Origin of the sequence: Kitasatospora sp. NPDC127067 (genome assembly GCF_042724755.1) — a bacterium.
GTDB lineage: Bacteria > Actinomycetota > Actinomycetes > Streptomycetales > Streptomycetaceae > Kitasatospora > Kitasatospora lactacystinica.
Genome location: NZ_JBHXEM010000002.1, coordinates 69044 through 89476 on the forward strand (window position 1 = coordinate 69044; position 20433 = coordinate 89476).

At 72.3% G+C, this 20433-nt stretch carries 14 protein-coding genes; 7 read left to right on the forward strand and 7 right to left on the reverse strand.

Annotation, left to right across the window (positions count from 1 at the left end):
* Positions 1 to 3 precede the first annotated feature (3 nt).
* From glgB to pyk, 4 genes are all read left to right on the forward strand, one after another.
* Entirely contained in the window at positions 4 to 2442 is a 2439-nt protein-coding gene (glgB, locus tag ACFWJ4_RS01470) for a 1,4-alpha-glucan branching protein GlgB (protein ID WP_380538186.1), read from the forward strand.
* 182 nt (positions 2443 to 2624) lie between these two features.
* Positions 2625 to 4784: a phosphate acetyltransferase gene (pta, locus tag ACFWJ4_RS01475; RefSeq protein WP_380538188.1), complete on the forward strand. Its 2160-nt coding sequence runs from the start codon at positions 2625 to 2627 to the stop codon at positions 4782 to 4784.
* Between the two features lie 73 nt (positions 4785 to 4857).
* Positions 4858 to 6081: an acetate kinase gene (locus ACFWJ4_RS01480; protein ID WP_380538190.1), complete on the forward strand. Its 1224-nt coding sequence runs from the start codon at positions 4858 to 4860 to the stop codon at positions 6079 to 6081.
* Positions 6082 to 6175: 94 nt separating this feature from the next.
* Positions 6176 to 7603, forward strand: coding sequence for a pyruvate kinase (pyk, locus tag ACFWJ4_RS01485; RefSeq protein ID WP_359899892.1), 1428 nt, complete (start codon positions 6176 to 6178; stop codon positions 7601 to 7603).
* 106 nt (positions 7604 to 7709) lie between these two features.
* On the opposite strand, the gene ACFWJ4_RS01490 is transcribed toward pyk, so the two are convergent.
* The 4 genes from ACFWJ4_RS01490 to ACFWJ4_RS01505 form a co-directional block, all read right to left on the reverse strand.
* Positions 7710 to 9107, reverse strand: a complete 1398-nt coding sequence (locus tag ACFWJ4_RS01490; protein WP_380538192.1) for a hypothetical protein — start codon at positions 9105 to 9107, stop codon at positions 7710 to 7712.
* The gene (locus tag ACFWJ4_RS01495; protein WP_380538194.1) at positions 9104 to 9751 is read right to left on the reverse strand and encodes a DUF6114 domain-containing protein; all 648 of its coding nucleotides are present in this window, start codon (positions 9749 to 9751) and stop codon (positions 9104 to 9106) included. The genes ACFWJ4_RS01490 and ACFWJ4_RS01495 overlap by 4 nt, the downstream gene beginning before the upstream one ends.
* 133 nt (positions 9752 to 9884) lie before the next feature.
* Entirely contained in the window at positions 9885 to 10547 is a 663-nt protein-coding gene (locus ACFWJ4_RS01500; protein ID WP_380538196.1) for a DUF6230 family protein, read from the reverse strand.
* Between the two features lie 699 nt (positions 10548 to 11246).
* A complete protein-coding gene (locus tag ACFWJ4_RS01505) occupies positions 11247 to 12239 on the reverse strand; it encodes a tetratricopeptide repeat protein (protein ID WP_380538198.1) in 993 nt (330 codons plus the stop codon).
* Positions 12240 to 12778: 539 nt separating this feature from the next.
* On the opposite strand from ACFWJ4_RS01505, the gene ACFWJ4_RS01510 reads away from it, so the two are divergent.
* The gene (locus tag ACFWJ4_RS01510) at positions 12779 to 13330 is read left to right on the forward strand and encodes a TetR/AcrR family transcriptional regulator (RefSeq protein WP_359900018.1); all 552 of its coding nucleotides are present in this window, start codon (positions 12779 to 12781) and stop codon (positions 13328 to 13330) included.
* 64 nt (positions 13331 to 13394) lie between these two features.
* Here ACFWJ4_RS01510 and ACFWJ4_RS01515 read toward each other — a convergent pair whose 3' ends face one another.
* The 3 genes from ACFWJ4_RS01515 to ACFWJ4_RS01525 all read right to left on the reverse strand — a co-directional run bounded on the left by ACFWJ4_RS01515 (position 13395) and on the right by ACFWJ4_RS01525 (position 16243).
* On the reverse strand, positions 13395 to 15080 hold the full coding sequence (locus ACFWJ4_RS01515) for a methylmalonyl-CoA mutase (protein WP_380538200.1): 1686 nt from the start codon (positions 15078 to 15080) through the stop codon (positions 13395 to 13397).
* A gap of 208 nt (positions 15081 to 15288) precedes the next feature.
* Positions 15289 to 15630, reverse strand: a complete 342-nt coding sequence (locus tag ACFWJ4_RS01520; protein ID WP_359899903.1) for a DUF3817 domain-containing protein — start codon at positions 15628 to 15630, stop codon at positions 15289 to 15291.
* Positions 15631 to 15706: 76 nt separating this feature from the next.
* Positions 15707 to 16243 (reverse strand): MarR family winged helix-turn-helix transcriptional regulator, encoded by a 537-nt coding sequence (locus ACFWJ4_RS01525; RefSeq protein WP_380538202.1) that lies wholly within the window; start codon positions 16241 to 16243, stop codon positions 15707 to 15709.
* 498 nt (positions 16244 to 16741) lie between these two features.
* Between ACFWJ4_RS01525 and ACFWJ4_RS01530 the strand changes: the two genes are divergently transcribed.
* On the forward strand, positions 16742 to 18373 hold the full coding sequence (locus ACFWJ4_RS01530; RefSeq protein WP_380538204.1) for a M4 family metallopeptidase: 1632 nt from the start codon (positions 16742 to 16744) through the stop codon (positions 18371 to 18373).
* A gap of 398 nt (positions 18374 to 18771) precedes the next feature.
* A complete protein-coding gene (locus tag ACFWJ4_RS01535; RefSeq protein WP_380538206.1) occupies positions 18772 to 20397 on the forward strand; it encodes a M4 family metallopeptidase in 1626 nt (541 codons plus the stop codon).
* Positions 20398 to 20433: the final 36 nt, after the last annotated feature.

Here is a 20433-nt window from a genome sequence, read left to right on the forward strand (position 1 = left end):
GCCGTGACGCCGATCGACCCGACCGGCCGCCCCACCCGCACCGTACCGGCCACCTTCCTGGCCGGACCGCTCCCAGCCGAAGGGCGGGCGGCCGAAGGGCGCGCCGGCCACGACCGCGAAGCGCGCCGGGCGACCGAGGAGGAGGATGCCGGGACCGCCTCCGAGCCTCCGCCCCCGCCCCGATCCGCCCCCCGGCCCGCCGCCGGAGAACCCCGGGAGGCCGGACGCCCGGCCCCCGCCGGGGCGCTGCGGCTGCCCGAGGCACCGTTGCCGCCGTCCGAGGTGGACCGGCTGGTCGGCGGGCAGCACCACGACCCGCACGCCCTGCTCGGCGCACACCCGGTGCTCGGCGGCACGGCGATCCGGGTGCTGCGCCCGTTCGCCGAACGGGTGGTCGTGGAGACCACCCAGGGGCCGGCCGAACTCACCCACCAGCAGGGCGGACTCTTCACCGGCCTGGTGGCCGGCGGCGATCCGCCGGACTACACCCTGCTGGTGACGTACCCCGACGGCGAGCCGCTGCGCCAGCACGACGGCTACCGCACCCCGCCCACCCTCGGCGAACTCGACCTGCACCTGATCTCCGAGGGCCGGCACGAACAGCTGTGGCGGGCGCTCGGCTCGCACGTGCGCACCGTCGACGGCGTGGCCGGCACCGCCTTCGCGGTCTGGGCGCCGAACGCCGCCGGGGTACGGCTGATCGGCGACTTCAACCACTGGAACGGCACCGGGCACCCGATGCGCTCGCTCGGCTCGTCCGGGATCTGGGAACTGTTCGTCCCCGGCCTGGCCGAGGGCGCCACCTACAAGTACGAGGTGCACACCCGGCAGGGCTGGGTGCTGGACAAGGCCGACCCGCTCGCCCGGGCCGCCCAGTGCCCGCCCGGCACCGCCTCGGTGGTCACCTCCTCCGACCACACGTGGCAGGACGGCGAGTGGATGGCCCGCCGGGCCCGCTCGGCGCACCACCGGGCACCGATGTCGGTGTACGAGCTGCACCTGCCGTCCTGGCGCCCGGACCTCACCACCTACCACGCCATCGCCGAGGAACTGCCGCGCTACCTCCAGGAGTTGAACTTCACCCACGTGGAGTTCATGCCGGTGATGGAGCACCCCTTCGGCGGCTCCTGGGGCTACCAGGTGTCCGGCTACTACGCCCCCACCGCCCGGCTCGGCGGCCCCGACGACTTCCGCCACCTGGTGGACACCCTGCACCGGCACGGCATCGGCGTGATCGTCGACTGGGTGCCCGCGCACTTCCCCAAGGACGACTTCGCGCTCGCCCGCTTCGACGGCGAGCCGCTGTACGAGCCGGCCGACCCGCAGCGCGCCGAGCACCCGGACTGGGGGACGCTGGAGTTCGACTACGGCCGCAAGGAGGTGCGCAACTTCCTGGTCGCCAACGCGGTGTACTGGTGCGAGGAGTTCCACATCGACGGCCTGCGGGTGGACGCCGTCGCCTCGATGCTCTACCTCGACTACTCCCGCGAGGGCGGCGACTGGACGCCCAACCAGTACGGCGGCCGGGAGAACCTCGACGCGGCCTCCTTCCTCCAGGAGATGAACGCCACCGTCTACCGCCGCTGCCCGGGCGTGATCACCATCGCCGAGGAGTCCACCGCCTGGGACGGGGTCACCCGGCCCACCGACGCCGGCGGCCTCGGCTTCGGGCTGAAGTGGAACATGGGCTGGATGCACGACTCGCTGGTCTACATCTCCAAGGAGCCGGTGCACCGCAAGTACCACCACAACGAGATCACCTTCTCGATGGTGTACGCCTACTCGGAGAACTACGTCCTGCCGATCTCCCACGACGAGGTGGTGCACGGCAAGCAGGCGCTGGTCTCCAAGATGCCCGGCGACTGGTGGCAGCAGCGCGCCAACCACCGCGCCTACCTCGGCTTCATGTGGTCCCACCCCGGCAAGCAACTGCTGTTCATGGGACAGGAGTTCGCCCAGGGTGCGGAGTGGGACCACGAGCAGGGCCCGCAGTGGTGGGTGCTCGACGAGCAGTGGCCGGCCCACCGGGACCACCTCGGGGTGCGCCGGCTGGTCGGCGACCTCAACCGGTGCTACCTCGACACCCCGGCACTGTGGGAGCTGGACACCGTCCCGGACGGCTTCCGCTGGCTCGACGGCGGCGCCGCCGAGGACAACCTGCTCTCCTTCGTCCGGTACGCGGCCGACGGCTCGCCGCTGGTCGCGGTCTGCAACTTCTCGCCGGTCGTCCGGCACGGGCACCGGGTCGGCCTGCCCCGGCTGGCGGGCCGCGAGCAGCTCTGGGAGGAGGCACTGAACACCGACGCCGAGGAGTACGGCGGCAGCGGCGTCGGCAACTCCCACCCGGTCAAGGCCGAGCCGGTGGCGTGGGACGGCCAGCCCCGCTCCGCCGAACTGGTCCTCCCCCCGCTCTCCACCGTCTGGCTCCGCCCCGCCCGCTGAGCGCCGCGCGGCCGGGGCCCGCGCACGACGAGGCCCCGGGTGCCCGCCCCACCGGGCGGGCACCCGGGAGGGACCTCCGCCCCTTGCCCGAACCCCGCCGCTCTGCTCGCGGACGGCCGTTCGGGGTGCGAAGGTATGGTCGATATGACCACTTTCCGAGACGACGGGACGGAGACACCCACGTGGCGCGCAGCGTGTACGTGACCGGTATCGACCGGGGGGACGGCCGCCAGGCGGTCGAACTCGGGGTCATGGAACTGCTCACCCGCCAGGTGGACCGGGTCGGGGTGTTCCGCCCACTGGTGCACGCCGCCGCGCCCGGGCGGCCGGGCTCCGACCACGTGGTCGAGCTGCTGCACGGCCGCTACCGGATCGACCTGCCGAGCACCGAGCTGTACGGCCTCACCTACGAGGAGGCCGCCACGCTCCAGGCCGCCATGGGGCAGGACGAGCTGGTCTCCGTCCTGGTCGACCGCTTCCACGCGCTGGAGCGGCGCTGCCAGGCCGTGCTGGTGCTCGGCACCGACTTCTCCGACACCAGCATCCCGGACGAACTGGCCTTCAACGCCCGCCTGGCCAACGAGTTCGGCGCCGCCGTGCTGCCCGTGGTCGGCGGGCACGGCGCGGACGCCGAGACGGTCGTCGCCGAGGTCCGCAACGCCCACCGGGCGTACACCGACCTCGGCTGCCAGACCCTCGCGATGATCGCCAACCGGGTCTCCCCCGGCGCCGAGCAGCGGATCCGGCAGACCCTCACCGAGAAGCTGCCGATCCCCGCCTACGTCATCCCGGAGGAGCCGGCCCTGGCCGCGCCCACCGTCGCCCAGCTGGTCGAGGCGACCGGCGCCGAGGTGCTGCTCGGGGACGCCGCCGGCCTCGCCCGGGACGTGCGCGGCTACGTCTTCGGCGGCGCCATGCTGCCGACCTTCCTGGACGCGCTGACCGAAGGCGCGCTGGTGGTCACCCCCGGGGACCGCGCCGACCTGGTGATCGGCTCGCTGGCCGCGCACGCCGCCGGCGCCCCGCCGATCGCCGGCGTGCTGCTGACGCTCGGCCAGCACCCCGGCCCCAACGTGATGGCACTGGCCGCCCGACTCGCCCCCGGCACCCCGGTCGCCGTCGTCCCCGAGGGCAGCTGGCCCACCGCCGCCCATCTGACCCACCTGGAGGGCAAGCTCACCCCGGCCAGCCCCCGGAAGGCCGAGATCGCCCTCGGTCTCTTCGAACTGCACGTCGACACCGCCGAGTTGACCAACCTGATCGAGGTCGGCCGGTCCGACCGGGTCACCCCGATGATGTTCGAGCACGAGCTGCTGGAGCGCGCCCGGGGCGCCCGCCGGCACGTCGTCCTGCCCGAGGGCACCGAGGAGCGGGTGCTGCGCGCCGCCGAGATCCTGCTGCGCCGCAACATCTGCGACCTCACCCTGCTCGGCGAGGTGGACGCCGTCCGCCGCAAGGCCTCGGCCCTGAGCATCGCCCTCCCCGACGCGGGCACGGCTCCCGGCCACCAGGCCGGGGGGAACCCGGCCGCCGACCGGGCCCAGGTGCGGATCGTCGACCCGGCCACCAGCCCGCTGCGCCGCCAGTTCGCCGAGCTGTACGCGAAGCTGCGCGCCCACAAGGGGATGACCGTCGAGCTGGCGCTGGACGTGGTCACCGACGTCTCGTACTTCGGCACCCTGATGGTCCAGGAGGGCATCGCGGACGGCATGGTCTCCGGCGCGGCGCACTCCACCGCCGCCACCATCCGGCCCGCCTTCGAGGTGATCAAGACCTCGCCGGGCGCCTCGATCGTCTCCTCGGTCTTCTTCATGTGCCTGGCCGACCGGGTGCTGGTGTACGGCGACTGCGCCGTCAACCCGGACCCGGACGCCCAGCAGCTGGCCGACATCGCCATCCAATCGGCCGCCACCGCCGCCCAGTTCGGGGTGGAGCCGCGGGTCGCGATGCTCTCGTACTCGACCGGCACCTCCGGCTCCGGCGCCGACGTCGACAAGGTCCGCAAGGCCACCGAGCTGGTCCGCGAGCTGCGGCCGGACATCCTGGTCGAGGGCCCGATCCAGTACGACGCGGCGGTGGACGCCCACGTCGCGGCCACCAAACTGCCGGGCTCCCCGGTCGCCGGGCGGGCCACCGTGCTGATCTTCCCGGACCTCAACACGGGCAACAACACCTACAAGGCGGTCCAGCGTTCGGCCGGCGCGGTCGCGGTCGGGCCGGTGCTCCAGGGGCTGCGCAAGCCCGTCAACGACCTCTCCCGCGGGGCGCTGGTGCAGGACATCGTCAACACCGTCGCGATCACCGCCATCCAGTCCCAGGACAGCAAGGAGCCCGTCGCATGAGCGAGCGCAGCGAGCGAGTCATCGGTAGGTGCGTGTTTCGCGAAGCGACCGCCGAGCGCTGCGAGGTGGACGCATGAGTGGAGGCACCCGCGTTCTCGTGCTGAACGCCGGCTCCTCGTCGGTGAAGTACCAGCTGATCGACATGCTGGACGGGGCCAAGCTGGCCGCCGGGCTGGTCGAGCGGATCGGTGAGACCGGCGGGCGGCTGGTGCACACCCCGCGCGGCGGCGAGACGCGCGAGACCGTCCAGGTCTTCCCGGACCACGCCGGCGCGCTCAAGGCCGTCGCCGAGGAGCTGTCCGCCGACGGCCTCGGGCTGGACTCCCCCGAGCTGGCCGCGATCGGCCACCGGGTGGTGCACGGCGGCCTGCGGTTCACCGAGCCGACCGTGATCACCGACGACGTGCTCCGGGAGATCCGCCGGCTGATCCCGGTCGCCCCGCTGCACAACCCGGCCAACATCACCGGCATCGAGGTGGCCCGCGCGCTGCGCCCCGACCTCCCCCAGGTGGCCGTCTTCGACACCGCCTTCCACGCCTCGATGCCCGAGTACTCGGCCCGGTACGCGATCGACAAGGCCGTCGCCGACCGGCACCGGGTGCGCCGCTACGGCTTCCACGGCACCTCGCACCAGTACGTCTCGCGGGCCACCGCGCGGCTGCTCGGCAAGGACCCGGCCGAGGTCAACGTGATCGTGCTGCACCTGGGCAACGGCGCCTCCGCCTCGGCGGTCGCCGGCGGCCGCTGCGTGGACACCTCGATGGGCCTGACCCCGCTGGAGGGCCTGGTCATGGGCACCCGCTCGGGCGACATCGACGCCGGCGTGGTGTTCCACCTGCACCGGGTCGGCGGGCTCTCCGTGGACGAGATCGACGACCTGCTCAACCGCCGCAGCGGCCTGCGCGGGCTGTGCGGCGAGAACGACATGCGCGAGATCATGCGCCGGGCCGACGAGGGGGACGCCGACGCGAAGCTGGCCTTCGACTCGTACGTCCACCGGCTGCGCAAGTACATCGGCGGCTACTACGCGGTGCTCGGCCGGGTGGACGCGATCGCGTTCACCGCCGGCGTCGGGGAGAACGCGGCGCCGGTGCGCGCGGCGGCCACCGCGGGACTGGAGGAACTGGGCATCGCCGTCGACCCGGAGCTGAACTCGGTGCGGTCCGGCGAGGCCCGGATCATCTCGCCCGAGTACGGCCGGGTGGCGGTCGCCGTGGTGCCCACCGACGAGGAGCTGGAGATCGCCCGACAGGCCTTCGCCCTGGTGCACCGGGAACGCCGGGAGTCCGAGGACTGACACGGAACCGTCTCACTCCTCGGAACTTTTCGTCGGCGATTCCTCCCGGTGCGTGCCGAATGCACCTATAACACGAACGGATAGACTGATCCATATGCGCCGAGCGAAAATTGTCTGCACCCTGGGTCCGGCGACGGACTCCTACGAACAGCTGAAGGCCATCGTCGAGGCGGGCATGAACGTCGCCCGACTGAACATGAGCCACGGCAACCACGCGGACCACGAGGAGCGGTACCGCAAGGTCCGCCAGGTCTCGGAGGACACCGGCAAGGCCATCGGCGTCCTGGCCGACCTCCAGGGTCCGAAGATCCGTCTGGCGACCTTCGCCAACGGCCCGGTGACCGTCGACAACGGCGACGAGTTCACCATCACCACCGAGGACGTCCCCGGTGACCAGCACATCTGCGGCACCACCTACAAGGGCCTGCCCGGCGACGTGAAGCCCGGCGACCCAATCCTGATCAACGACGGCGTCATCGCCCTGGAGGTCGTCAGCGTCGACGGCCCGCGGGTGAGGACCGTGGTGGTCGAGGGCGGCGTGCTCTCGAACAACAAGGGCATCAACCTGCCCGGCGCGGCCGTGAACGTGCCCGCCCTGTCCGAGAAGGACAAGGACGACCTGCGCTTCGCGCTGCGCCTGGGCGTCGACATGATCGCGCTGTCCTTCGTCCGCAACGCGGACGACGTCAAGGACGTCCACGAGGTCATGGACGAGGTCGGCATCCGGGTGCCGGTCATCGCCAAGATCGAGAAGCCGCAGGCCGTCGAGGCCATGGAGGAGATCGTCCTCGCCTTCGACGCCATCATGGTCGCCCGCGGCGACCTGGCCGTGGAGTACCCGCTGGAGCGGGTGCCGCTGGTCCAGAAGCAGCTGGTCACCCTGGCCCGCCGCAACGCCAAGCCGGTCATCGTCGCCACCCAGATGATGGAGTCGATGATCCACGCCTCGCGCCCGACCCGCGCCGAGGTCTCCGACGTCGCCAACGCCATCCTGGACGGCGCCGACGCGGTCATGCTGTCCGCCGAGTCGAGCGTCGGCAAGTACCCGGTCGAGACCGTCCGCACCATGAGCCGGATCTGCGAGAAGGCCGAGGAGGAACTGCTCTCCCAGGGCCTCCAGCCGCTCAACCCGGGCCGCAAGCCGCGCACCCAGGGCGGCTCGGTCGCCCGCGCCGCGTGCGAGCTGGGCGACTTCCTGGACGGCAGGGCGCTGGTCGCCTTCACCAAGTCCGGTGACACCGCCCGCCGGCTGTCCCGCTACCGCTCGCCGATCCCGGTGATCGCCTTCACCCCGGACACCGCCACCCGCAACCAGCTCTCGCTGAGCTGGGGCGTCGAGGCGTACGTGACGGAGCAGGTGGCCACCACGGACGCGATGGTCGCGCAGGTCGACCGGGAGCTGCTGAAGCTGGGCCGGCTCGGCGAGGGCGACACCGTCATCGTCACCGCCGGTGTCCCGGTCGGCATCCCCGGCACCACCAACATGGTGCAGGTGCACCACCTCGGCACCCGGAGCGAGTGACCGCCCGCCCGACCCGAACGCCCGTGGGGCGGTCCTCCTTCCGGAGGGCCGCCCCACGGGCCTTGCGGCGCACGCCGCCCGTCGTCCGCGCCGTCCGTCGCCGCCGCTACTTGTCGCTGTAGGGGGCGTCGTCGTTGAACATGCGCATCCCGGGGATCCGCAGGGTGCCGCCGAACTGACCGGCCTGCTTGGCGGTGACGCCGGTCAGCTCCAGGTCCAGCGGGATCGGGATGGCGCCGATCAGGTCGTACAGCCAGCGCGGCAGGGTGTCCGGGGTGAGGGTGATCTCGCCCAGGTCGATCAGGATCGGCAGGCCGAGCACCTTGGAGAGGTGGCCGGACAGCCGCTCCACGTACATGGTGACCGGGCCCTTGCGCATCGTCGAGGTGGACCCCGGGGCGCCCTGGACGTGGAAGGTGACGCCGTTGCCCTCCAGGGTGGACATGTCGAGGTTGTCGATGTCCACGCTGTCGACCACGAACTTCAGGACGCGCTTGCTGCCGGTCGGGGTCTTCACGTCGTAGACGCCGTGGAAGGCCGCGCCGTGCAGGGCGAGCCGGCTGGTCTTCAGGGTCCAGTTCTGCTCCGGGACGACGTGCCCGGGGGCGGGCGCGCCGGCGGTCAGGGACCGGGCGTCCACATCGCAGTTGGGGTTCTCGGTGGGCGTGGCGGACGGGCTGCCGGAGGCGCCCGCGGAGGGCGTCGCCGAGGCGTCCGCGGACGGCTTCGGCCTGCCGGTCGCCTTGCCGCTCGGCGCGGCGGTGGGCGTGGCGGTGGGCGAGGGCTCGTCGTCGGCCGGCCGGGTCGCGGGCGGCGCGGCCTGCGGGGCGGCGGCCCGGGCCTGCGGCTGGGCGGGCTGGGCCGGGGTGCCCGTGCCCGGGGCGGGTGCGGTCGGGGCCGTCGGGGCGGCCGGTGTGGTGGCCGCCGGTGTGGTGGCCGGCGTCGGGCTCGGCGCGGCGTTCGGGTTCAGCAGGTGGCTGATGCCGCCGACCAGGTCGTCGATCAGGCCGGTCCGGACCGCCGTGCCGGTGTCGGCGGAACCGGCGACGGCGGAACCGGCGACGGACGGCTGGGCGGTGGCGGCCGGCGGCTTGACCGGCGAGGTGGGCTGCTGGGCGGGCGCGGTGGTCGGCACCTGGGTCGGCACCGAGCCGGGGTCGGTCGAGGGGCCGGCCGGGGGCGCCGTGGTCGGGGCCTGGCTCGGCGCGGTGGACGGGCCCGGCGGCGGCTCCGGCAGCTCGCTCTTGGGCACCGGCGTCTCGATCGGCGCGACGTCCGGCACGGTGGCCGGAGCGGTGCCGCAGGGCTTGCCCGCCGCGGACTCGGCGACCGCCGGGTTGGGCGTGTAGGCCGCGGCCATCAGCAGCGCGGTCGGCACCGCCGCCATCGCCAGCGCCCGGCCTCTCAGCCGGACCCGTACGGGCGTGCGCGGGGCCGCGTGCCGGCCGGAGCGCTGCGCGGGAACGGTCGTACCGTTGTCGGCTTGCTCGGCCGGCCCGGTCACCGCGCCTCCTCCTGGTCCACGGCGCCGGCCTGCTTCGGGACGGTGCTCCCGGCGACGGTTTCGGCGGCCGCGGTCCGGGTCTCGGCGTTCGGCTCGGCGTTCGGCTCGGCATTCGGCTCGGCATTCGGCTCGGTGGCGACGCTCTGCGCGACGGCGCTCCCGGCCGCCGCGTCCCCGGCGCCGCTCTCGGCCCGGCGCCGGCGCCAACCCTTGGCGGCCTTTCCGGCCGCGGGCTCCGGCAGCGGGGCCCAGGAGACCATCAGCCCGCCGCCGATCAGGCCCGGCAGCAGGGCCAGCCCGAAGCCTCCCAGGTTGGAGACCGGGATCGAGACCAGCGTCAGCAGGGTGGTGGCGATACCGGCGAAGACCCGCACGGCCGGCTGGAACCACGCGGTCAGTCCGAGCACCACCAGCAGCACGCCGATGATCAGTGACCCGGCACCCGCCGTGGTGGCCATGGCCACCGTCATGCCGCCCAGCGAGAGCTTGGCGTACGGGAAGTACATGATCGGGACGCCGGCGATCATGGCCAGCAGACCGCCGTAGTACGGCCGCGTCCGGCGGAACGTACGGAACACCCGGCGCAGCCACTGGGCGGGGTTCTCGTGCTCGGCGGGCCGGTAGGAGGCAAGGGCGCTGGACACGGTGCAGCTCCTCGATGGTGTGAACGAGGGGATGGACGAGACACGGGATCCGGGGACGGCGCACGCACCGTCCCCGGTCCCGCAGGTGCCGTCGGGGCGGGCGGACCGGGCCCGGTCCGCCGCCGTCAGCGGCTTAGTAGCACTCGCCGGAACCGTCGGTGTGCAGCGCGAGCTTCAGGCCCTGGAGCTTGAAGGTGCCGGCCGAGGTGGCCCAGGCGGTCTGCTGCACGTTGTACAGGTCGGCCTTCTCGGCGGCCTGGGCGAAGCCGGTCTGCCCGGACGGCAGGCCGCCGAGCTTGGACTGCCAGCCCTGGGTGGCCGAGCCCTTGAGGGTCGAGGCGTCCTGGCCGATGTTGATGTTGGTGAACTCGGCGTCGGCGTTCAGCTGGTCGAGGTCGATCAGCAGGTTCTTGGCGTAGACCTGCTGCTTGACGTCGTCGCTGTTGCCGGCCTCCAGCCGCAGGACGATCTTGGGCAGCTTCCACGGCAGGTGGGGGATGACGTTGGGGTCGGTCACCACCGACTGGCAGAGGCCCTTGATGGTGGCCTCGTCGAAGGCCGAGACGGCGACCGGGTGCGGAGTGCCGTTCGTCTCCGCGTCGATCGAGCCGAACTGGGCGAAGTTCTTGCCGTGCAGCTCCGGCGTGGTGACCTTGAAGCTCTGGCCGGACACGCTGAACGAAGCCGCCAGCGCGTTGTTGGCGATCGAGATGCCGACCATCGCGGTGGCCGCGACGCTCGGCACCATCACCAGGGCGAAGCGCTTCCAGCGGGTCTTGCCGTAGGTCTGGGACATGCGAGTCCTCCTTCTAGGACGTACATCTCCGGCTCCCCGGCGGTGCGTCCCGCACCGGTGGGGGCCTGGGATGGGAGAGAGCTACGTCCTCGGTAGCGGAGAGCGCCTTGGGCGTCGTCGGACGCGGGAGCGACCCGCGTGCAGCGGGCGTCCCGTCCGAGCACCGGCCGACCTTGCGGGGCGGCGGGCAGGACCGACGACATCGGCGATCACCCCCGAGCGACAACCAGCGACCGCGCAGGGCCGCGCGGCCGGTCGAAGGACAGGAACCGCCGTGGGACCGCGGATACCCCCCTGCCCTCCCTCCCGCCGGCCGGGGCCGGCGGATCACCCGGTGGGGATCCCGCGCTCCGCGTGGCCGACCGGGGTCGGCGAGGTGGAGTCTGGGACCGGGCGTGGCCGATCGTGCTTGAATCCCGGGCTAAGCACAAGAGGTTCCTTACTGACGGGTAATGCAACATCGGGTGATGTTGATCATGAAATCGACCCGAGCCGCACCCTGCGTGACGCCTTGAAGGAAACGTGATGGCGAAATCCGCCGGAAACACCAGCGAAACACCCGCGGGTGGTCACACATGGTGACCACCCGCGGGTGAAATCAAGATTTGGTAAACCTCTGTTCGGTTGACCGGATTGTCGCCAAATCCCCAGCGACACCGCAGGTCATCCGCCGTGCCAGACGGCGGGCCTGATCCGGACTCAGAACAGCACGCGCGCCAGCGCCGTACGGGCCGCGACGACCCGCGGGTCCTCCACGCCGATCACCTCGAACAGCTCCAGCAGGCGCACCCGGGCGGCGTCCCGGTCCTCACCGGCCGTCCGCCCGACGGTGGTCACCAGACGCCCGAAGGCATCCTCGACGTGACCGCCGACCAGGTCCAGGTCGGCCGCCTTGAGCTGGGCCTCGACGTCCTTCGGGTCGGCGGCGGCCGCCGCCCGGACGGCCTGGAGGTCCAGGCCCTCGATCCGCTTCAGCAGCTCGGCCTGGGCCAGGCCCAGCTTGGCCTCGGTGTTGCCCGGCTGCTCGATCAGCACGTTCTGGTACGCCCGGATGGCACCGCCCAGGTCACCGGAGTCCAGCGCGTCGTGCGCGGCGGACAGCGCCGGGTCCTCGGGACGCTGCGGCGCGGCGGCCTCGGCCCCGCCCGGGACGGCCGCGCCGCCGGCCACGCCGAAGCGCTGCTCGGCGACCAGGATCAGCTGGTCCAGGATCTTGCGGATGTTGGCGGCGCTCTCCGCGCCCTGGAACAGCGGCACCAGCTGGCCGGCCACCACGGCCATCACGGCCGGGATGCCCTGGATGCCGAACTGCTGGGAGAGCAGCTGGTTGGCGTCCACGTCGATCTTGGCGAGCACGAAGCGGCCGGCGTACTCCTCGGCCAGGTCCTCCAGGATCGGGCTCAGCTGCTTGCAGGGCCCGCACCACTCGGCCCAGAAGTCGATGACGACCGGCACCTCGGTGGAGCGCTGGACGACCTCGGTCTCGAAGGTGTCCTCGGTGACGTCGATGACGAGCTGGTGGGCGGACTGGGCGGGGACGGCTCCGGCCGAATCGGCGGCGGCCGCCTGCCGGGCCCGCTCGGCCCGGGCCTGCTCGGCCTTCTGGGCGGCTTCGCCGGCCGCCTTCACTGCGGCGAGGTCGACCGCGCCGCGCAGGGCGGAGCTGTTGAGACGCGAATTCCGTGGCTGCATGGCACCATCCTCCCCCGTCCGCGCTGCTCGCGGGCACCATCCTCCGGAAAGTCGCCCCGCGCGGACCGCGCGGCACGGAATTCCGGGCGCGGTGCCCCTCCCCCGGTAGCCTGGACCGTTCGGCGCGGATCCCCACCCGCGCCCGCGCCGCTCCCGTCCCACGGGACGCGGCGCCTGGTTGTCACTGCTTTCGCTACGAGTCGTAGCGTAACTGGAGCCGGTGCCCCGCCCGCAAGCCCCACCGGCGGTTCGGGGACGTGACCTGCCCCACTTTCCCGGGCCGCCCCGCTGCCCGAACGGGCGAACAGTCGCTACCGTTACCAGCCCCACCCAAGTTACTTACCAGTAAAGCGCGAGGAGGCCCGGTGCCGGCCGCCCAGCCCCCAGCGAGCCCGGACAGCGTGGAGCGCGCCGAGCCCACGGCCCGGGCCTGCCCCGACCCGGCCGGCGCGGCCCCCCACCGGGCCGCCGCCACCCCGGAACCCGCGGGCGCCGCCCGGGCCAAGGGCCGCCCCCGCAGCGCCGCCGCCGACCGCGCGATCCTGGACGCCACCCGCGAGGCGCTGGCCGAACTCGGCTGGGGCGGACTGACCATGGGCCACGTGGCGAGCCGCGCCGGGGTCGCCAAGACCACCCTCTACCGCCGCTGGCCGTCCAAGAACGAGCTCGTGGTGGACGCCGTCGCCACCCTCTTCGACGACCTGGTGATGCCCGACCTCGGCAGCCTGCGGGCCGACATCGAGGCCGTGGTGGCCCAGTTCGCCGATCTGCTGGCCCGCCCGGAGACCCAGGCCGCGCTGCTCGCGCTGTTCGCCGAGGGAACCCGCGACCGCCAGCTGCGGCGCCGGATCCGCGAGTCCATCGTGGATCCGCAGAAGCGGCTGGTCCGCCAGGGCCGGGCGGCCGCCCAGGCACGCGGAGAACTCGGAGCGGACTGCGACGCCGACTCGGCCCGCGAGGAGGTCGACATCATCTTCGACACCATCGCCGGCACCGTCGAGCACCGCGTCCTGGTCAGCGGCGAGCCGATCACCCCGGAGTGGACCCGCCGCTTCACCGACCTGCTGCTCGGACCGCTGCTCGCCGGCTGAGCGCACGGCGGAGCCGCCGTACGGGATCCCGGTCCCGTACGGCGGCTCCGCTCCGGCCGCGGCCTCAGAACATCGCGTTCTCCTGGTACGTCCCCCACTCCTGCCGCAGCGCGTTGCAGATCTCGCCCAGCGTCGCCTCGGCGCGCACCGCGTCCAGCATCGGCGGGATCATCGACTCGCCCGAGCGGGCCGCCGCCAGCATGGCGTCCAGCCCGGCGCGGACGGCCGCCTCGTCCCGGGCCGCCTTGCGCTCGCCCAGCACCCGGACCTGCTCGCGCTCGACCTCGTGGCTGACCCGCAGGATCTCCAGCTCGGGGGTGACGCTGCGCGGGTGGCAGTTGACGCCGACCACGCGCTTGTCGCCCTTCTCCACCGACTGCTGGTACTGGAAGGCCGCCTCGGCGATCTCCCCGGTGAACCAGCCCTCCTCGATGCCGCGCAGGATGCCGGAGGTGATCGGGCCGATCTCGTGGTCCTCGCGGCCCTTGTCGAGGATCCGCTGGAAGATCGCCTCGGCCTGCTGCTCGATCCGGTCGGTCAGCGCCTCGACGTACCAGGAACCGCCCAGCGGGTCGGCCACGTTGGCGACACCGGTCTCCTCCATCAGCACCTGCTGGGTGCGCAGGGCGATCTCGGCGGCCTGCTCGGAGGGCAGCGCCAGGGTCTCGTCCAGGGCGTTGGTGTGCAGCGAGTTGGTGCCGCCGAGCACCGCGGCCAGTGCCTCCACGGCGGTGCGGACCACGTTGTTGTACGGCTGCTGCGCGGTCAGCGAGACGCCGGCGGTCTGGGTGTGGAAGCGCAGCCACTGCGCCTTGTCGGTCTTGGCGCCGAAGCGCTCGCGCATCCAGCGGGCCCAGATCCGGCGCGCGGCGCGGAACTTGGCGATCTCCTCGAAGAAGTCCAGGTGCGCGTCGAAGAAGAAGGACAGGCCGGGCGCGAAGACGTCCACGTCCAGGCCGCGGGACAGGCCCAGCTCGACGTAGCCGAAGCCGTCCGCGAGGGTGTACGCCAGCTCCTGCGCGGCCGTCGCCCCGGCCTCGCGGATGTGGTAGCCGGAGACCGACAGCGGCTTGTACGCGGGGATGCCCTCGGCGCAGTAGGCCATCAGGTCGCCGATCAGGCGCAGGTGCGGCTCGGGGGCGAAGAGCCACTCCTTCTGCGCGATGTACTCCTTGAAGATGTCCGTCTGGAGGGTGCCGTTGAGCACCGCCGGGTCCACGCCCTGGCGCTCGGCGGCGACCAGGTACATGCAGAAGACCGGCACGGCCGGGCCGCTGATCGTCATCGAGGTGGTGACCTCGCCGAGCGGGATGCCGGCGAACAGCACCTCCATGTCGGCGGCCGAGTCGATGGCCACGCCGCAGTGGCCGACCTCGCCGAGCGACTTCGGGTCGTCCGAGTCGTAGCCCATCAGGGTGGGCATGTCGAAGGCGACCGAGAGGCCGCCGCCGCCGGCGTCCAGGATCATCCGGTAGCGCTCGTTGGTCTGCTGGGCGTTGCCGAAGCCGGCGAACTGGCGGATGGTCCAGGTGCGGCCCCGGTAGCCGGTCGGGTGCAGGCCGCGGGTGTACGGGTACTCGCCCGGCCAGCCGATCCGCTCGAAACCCTCGTGGGCCTGCCCGGCGGGCGGGCCGTAGACCGGCTCGACCTCGTCACCGGAGAGGGTGGTGAAGTCCGCGTCCCGCTTGCGGGCCTTGTCGTACCGCTGCTGCCAGCGCTGCCGGCCGCGCTCGATCTCCTCGGCGTCCATGACCCCGAACTCCGCTCCGTACGGCCGCCACGGCGACGGGCGGCACAGCTAGTAGGACGTCCTAACAATTTACTCGGACGTCCTAGTACTTGTCGATGGACGACCGCCCGCACGGCCCGGAATCCACCCCGAAGGGCCCACGAAACGCCGAGAGCGCCCCTCCCCCTTGATCGGGGAGGGGCGCTCTCGACAGTGCGGGCGGCGGGGCTCAGACCCCGGCCGGCTGGCGGGCGGCGCCGCCCGCCGGGAGCTTCTCGGCGGCCTCGCGGGCCACCTTGCGCTCGAAGACGAAGGAGAGGAAGGGGATGCAGCCCGCCGCCAGGGTCAGCACCAGCCGGCCCATCGGCCACTTCAGCTTCTGCCCGAGCAGGAAGGTCACCACGAAGTACCCGATGTAGAGGTAGCCGTGCAGCATCGCGACGTACGTGGTCACGTCCTCGGCCGCGCCGAAGCCGTACTTCGCGACCATGAAGCCGCAGAACACCAGCAGCGCCACACCGGTCGCAACGGCCAGGGCCCGGTACCAGCCCAGCAGGGGGGTCGCCTTCATGATCTTCCTCGCGTCGCTCGGCAGCATCGGCCGGTACGCCCGGATCCGCGCACCGCTCCAACGAGGGTAGCCGCCCTCACGCCGTCCCCTTCGCAGCCCCCTCGCCCGGATCGGTGAAGTCGCCGGCGGCCACCCTCAGCGGCCTGAGCAGATCGAAGACCTGGCGGCACTGCTCCTCGCCGTACTCCTCCAGCCCGAACTCCATCGCCATCAGCCGTCCGGTCGCCTCCTCGACCACCTCGCGGCCGCGTTCGGTGATCGTGGCCAGCACGCCGCGGCCGTCCAGCGGGTTGGGCCGGCGGGCGACCAGACCGGCCCGCTCCAGGCGGTCGACGGTGTTGGTGACGCTGGTCGGGTGGACCATGAGCCGCTCGCCGATCTTGGAGAGCGAGAGCTCGCCGGTCCGGCTGAAGGTCAGCAGCACCAGGGCCTCGTAGCGGGCGAAGGTCAGCCCGTACGGCTTGAGCACCGCGTCCACCCGGGAGAGCAGGATCTGGTGGGCGCGCATGACCGAGGTGATCGCCGCCATCGAGGGGACTGCGCCCCAGCGGCGGGTCCACAGCTCGTCGGCGCGGGCGATCGGGTCGAAGTCGAGAGCGAGGGGCTTGGCCACCTCCTTACCGTACCGGCGGACGGGACGCGTGCTACCAGGCGTCCTGATGGTGGACAAGCGCAACACGTGGCGGGAACCCGCCAATCGGACGGCCAGGTCCATACCAGGACATTGCGTCGATGTGAACGCGCGACAACGGGCTCCCGGCGCACCGGGGTTGACCCCGGATCGGGTCGGCGCCGTGCCACCAGGCCTCGGTTCGGACAGCAACCCGCTGCAAGGCCGGGTGATTCCTCCCTTTTGTCCGCCCGTTCACATTCCTCCGCCATGGCGGGACTTGGCCAATTCATGAGCAAGACCTGTCATTTGATTTGCTCGATTGTCATGCTTTCGGCCAACCCCGTTCGGCAGCCACCACCCCCACCCACCGGTGGCACAGCCGCTCCGACCGCACGGGGACCTGCACGTCAGCGCTCGTTCCGCCCCTCAGGTGCCGGCCCGGCCCCCCGGAACGCCGCGCGACCGCGTCCGTTCGCGGTTTCCCGGAAGGACTCGTTCGTGAAGCGAAAGCTCGCCGCAGTCGCCGTACTCTCCGCCACCGCCCTGCTCACCGGCGTCGTCCAGGTGAGCGCCGTGGCCGTCGCGGACCCCGCCCCGCAGTCCCAGGGCGCGCAGCAGCGTGCCGACCTGATCGCCCTGGCGAACGGCCAGGCCGGCAAGGTGGCGCACGCCCTGGCCCTGGGCGGCCAGGAGCAACTGGTGGCCAAGGACGCCGTGGTGGACGCCGACGGCACCCGCCACCTGCGCTACGAGCGCACCCTGGCCGGCCTCCCGGTCCTGGGCGGGGACCTGGTGGTGCACCAGAAGGCCGACGGCTCGACCACCTCCGTGGACAAGGCGACCGGCGCGACCCTCGCGCTGCCGAGCCTCACCCCGCAGATCCCCGCCGACCAGGCCGCCGCCCAGGCGACCGGCGCCGTGCAGTCCACCGTGGGCATCGCCGCCGACGAGGACGAGTCCCCGCTGACCGAGGTCCACCAGGCCGGCAAGGCCGAACTGGTCGTCTGGGCCGCCGACGGCACCCCGCGCCTGGCCTACCGCACCACGGTCGAGGGCCTGCGCGCCGACGGCACCCCGAGCCGCCAGCTGCTGGTCACCGACGCGGCGAGCGGCCAGGTGCTCTCCAGCCACGAGCAGGTCCGGACCGCCTCCGGCACCGGCAAGGGCGTCTTCGTCGGCACCGTCCCGCTGACCACCACCCAGAGCGGTTCGAGCTACCAGCTCAAGGACGCGAGCCGCGGCGGGCAGGCCACCTACACCCTGAAGGGCAAGACCTCCGGCTCCGGCACCCTGGTCGCCAAGACCACCAACAGCTTCGGCAACGGCCTGGCCTCCAACGCGGAGTCCGCCGCGGTCGACGCCCAGTACGGCGCCGCGGCGACCTGGGACTACTACAAGAACACCTTCGGCCGCAACGGCATCAAGAACAACGGCGTCGGCGCCGCGAGCCGGGTCCACTACGGCTCCAACTACGTCAACGCGTTCTGGGACGACTCCTGCTTCTGCATGACCTACGGCGACGGCACGAGCAACACCCACCCGCTGACCGAGCTGGACGTGGCCGGCCACGAGATGAGCCACGGCGTCACCTCCGCCACCGCCAACCTCAACTACTCCGGCGAGTCCGGCGGCCTCAACGAGGCCACCTCGGACATCTTCGGCACCATGGTCGAGTTCTACGCCAACCTGCCCGCCGACAAGCCGGACTACCTCATCGGCGAGCTGATCAACATCAACGGCGACGGCACCCCGCTGCGCTACATGGACAAGCCGTCCAAGGACGGCGCCTCGGCCGACTACTGGTCCTCCACCGTCGGCAACAAGGACGTCCACTACTCCTCCGGCGTCGCCAACCACTTCTTCTACCTGCTGTCCGAGGGCAGCGGCGCCAAGACGATCAACGGCGTCAGCTACAACAGCCCCACCTCCAACGGCTCGACCCTCGCGGGCATCGGCCGGGACAAGGCCGCGCAGATCTGGTACCGCGCGCTGACCACCTACTTCACCTCCACCACCAACTACGCGGGCGCCCGCACCGGCACCCTCAAGGCCGCCGCCGACCTGTACGGCGCGAGCAGCGCCGAGTACAGCGCCGTCGCCGCCACCTGGAGCGCCGTCAACGTCAACTGACGCACCGCACAGGCGCACCGGACGCCCGGGACCTCCATGGGGAGGGCCCGGGCGTCCGGCCGTTGCGAAGGGCTGTCAAGGCCGGGCGGCTGGCGGAGTCCCGCCAGGGGGACGAACCGCCGAAACCGGGCAGCGGGCGGCAACCGAACCATCCGTACCGGGATTGGCGGTTCCTGGCCAATCCCCGGAGGCACCCTGTCCATCCCTGCCAACGATTGTCATGCTTCTGACCAAGTCCCGTCCGGCCCTCCGCCGCCCCCACCCACACCCGGCGGAGCGTCAGGAACCGCACGGGACCGGCACGTCCGCGCCCTACCGCCCCAAGGCGTCAACCCCGGCGCCCCGGTACGCGGCGCACCCGCACGCACCCGCGGGTCTCGTGGAAGGAACCCCCGCACGTGAAGCGAAAGCTGACTGTCGGAGCCGTACTCTCCGCCACCGCCCTGCTGGCCGGCGTCATCCAGATCGCCGCCGCCCCCGCCCAGGCCGCCGCCCCCTCGCCGGCCCAGCAGCAGTCCGCGCTGCTGGCGCTGGCCTCCGGGCAGAGCGCCCCGGTCGCCCAGGCCCTCGCCCTCGGCGGCCAGGAGAAGCTGGTGCCCAAGGACGTGGTGGTGGACAAGGACGGCACCCGCCACCTGCGGTACGACCGGACCTACGCGGGCCTGCCGGTCATCGGCGGCGACCTGGTCGTCCACCAGAAGGCCGACGGCTCGGTGAAGTCCGTCGACCAGGCCTTCGCCGGCCGGCTGTCGGTGCCCAGCCTCACCCCGGGCCTCGCCGCGCCGCAGGCCGCCGAGGCGGCCACCGCCGCGGTGCGGGCGACCGTCGGCATCACCGCCGACGCCGACGAGGCGGCGCTCAGCCGGGTCGACGGCGCCGGCGCTCCCGAGCTGGTCGTCTGGGCCGCCGACGGCACCCCGCGACTGGCCCACCGCACGGTGGTCTCGGGCCAGCGCTCGGACGGCACCCCGAGCCGCCAGGAAGTGATCACCGACGCCGCCACCGGCCAGGTGCTCGCCAGCGACGAGAAGGTGCAGACCGCCACCGGCACCGGCAAGGGCGTCAACGTCGGCACCGTCACGCTGACCACCACCCAGAGCGGTTCGAACTACCAGCTCAAGGACGCCTCCCGGGGCAACCAGTCCACCACCGACCTGAAGGGCGGCACCTCGGGCAGCGGAACGCTCTTCAGCAACACCACCAACAGCTTCGGCAACGGCACGCCCTCCAACCGCGAGTCCGCCGCGGTCGACGCCCAGTACGGCGCCGGCGCGACCTGGGACTACTACAAGAACACCTTCGGCCGCAACGGCATCAAGAACAACGGCGTCGGCGCCGCGAGCCGCGTCCACTACAGCACCAACTACGTCAACGCGTTCTGGGACGACTCCTGCTTCTGCATGACCTACGGAGACGGCGCGAGCAACACCCACCCGCTGACCGCCATCGACGTCTCCGGCCACGAGATGAGCCACGGCGTCACCTCCGCCACCGCCGGCCTGATCTACTCCGGCGAGTCCGGCGGCCTCAACGAGGCCACCTCGGACATCTTCGGCACCATGGTCGAGTGGTCCGCCAACCTGCCGGCCGACCCGCCGGACTACCTCATCGGCGAGAAGCTCAACATCAACGGCAACGGCACCCCGCTGCGCTACATGGACAAGCCCTCCAAGGACGGCGCCTCGGCCGACAACTGGTCCTCCACCGTCGGCAACAAGGACGTCCACTACTCCTCGGGCGTCGCCAACCACTTCTTCTTCCTGCTCGCCGAGGGCAGCGGGGCGAAGGTCATCAACGGGGTCAGCTACAACAGCCCGACCTCCAACGGCTCGACGGTGACCGGCATCGGCCGGACCAAGGCGGCCGCGATCTGGTACCGCGCCCTGACCGTCTACATGACCTCCACCACCAACTACAAGGCCGCCCGCACCGCGACCCTGAAGGCCGCCACCGACCTGTACGGCGCGAGCAGCACCGAGTACAACACGGTCGCCGCCGCCTGGAGCGCGGTGAACGTCAACTAGGGCGTGCCCGACACGCCCCGACCGGCCCCGGCGCGA

What these genes read in the sequence shown, in the direction of transcription:
- ACFWJ4_RS01480 (WP_380538190.1), top strand. Translation starts at nt 4,858, where the DNA reads ATGAGTGGAGGCACCCGCGTTCTCGTGCTGAACGCCGGCTCCTCGTCG.
- pyk (WP_359899892.1), top strand. Translation starts at nt 6,176, where the DNA reads ATGCGCCGAGCGAAAATTGTCTGCACCCTGGGTCCGGCGACGGACTCC.
- ACFWJ4_RS01500 (WP_380538196.1), bottom strand. Translation starts at nt 10,547, where the DNA reads ATGTCCCAGACCTACGGCAAGACCCGCTGGAAGCGCTTCGCCCTGGTG.
- ACFWJ4_RS01505 (WP_380538198.1), bottom strand. Translation starts at nt 12,239, where the DNA reads ATGCAGCCACGGAATTCGCGTCTCAACAGCTCCGCCCTGCGCGGCGCG.
- ACFWJ4_RS01515 (WP_380538200.1), bottom strand. Translation starts at nt 15,080, where the DNA reads ATGGACGCCGAGGAGATCGAGCGCGGCCGGCAGCGCTGGCAGCAGCGG.
- ACFWJ4_RS01520 (WP_359899903.1), bottom strand. Translation starts at nt 15,630, where the DNA reads ATGAAGGCGACCCCCCTGCTGGGCTGGTACCGGGCCCTGGCCGTTGCG.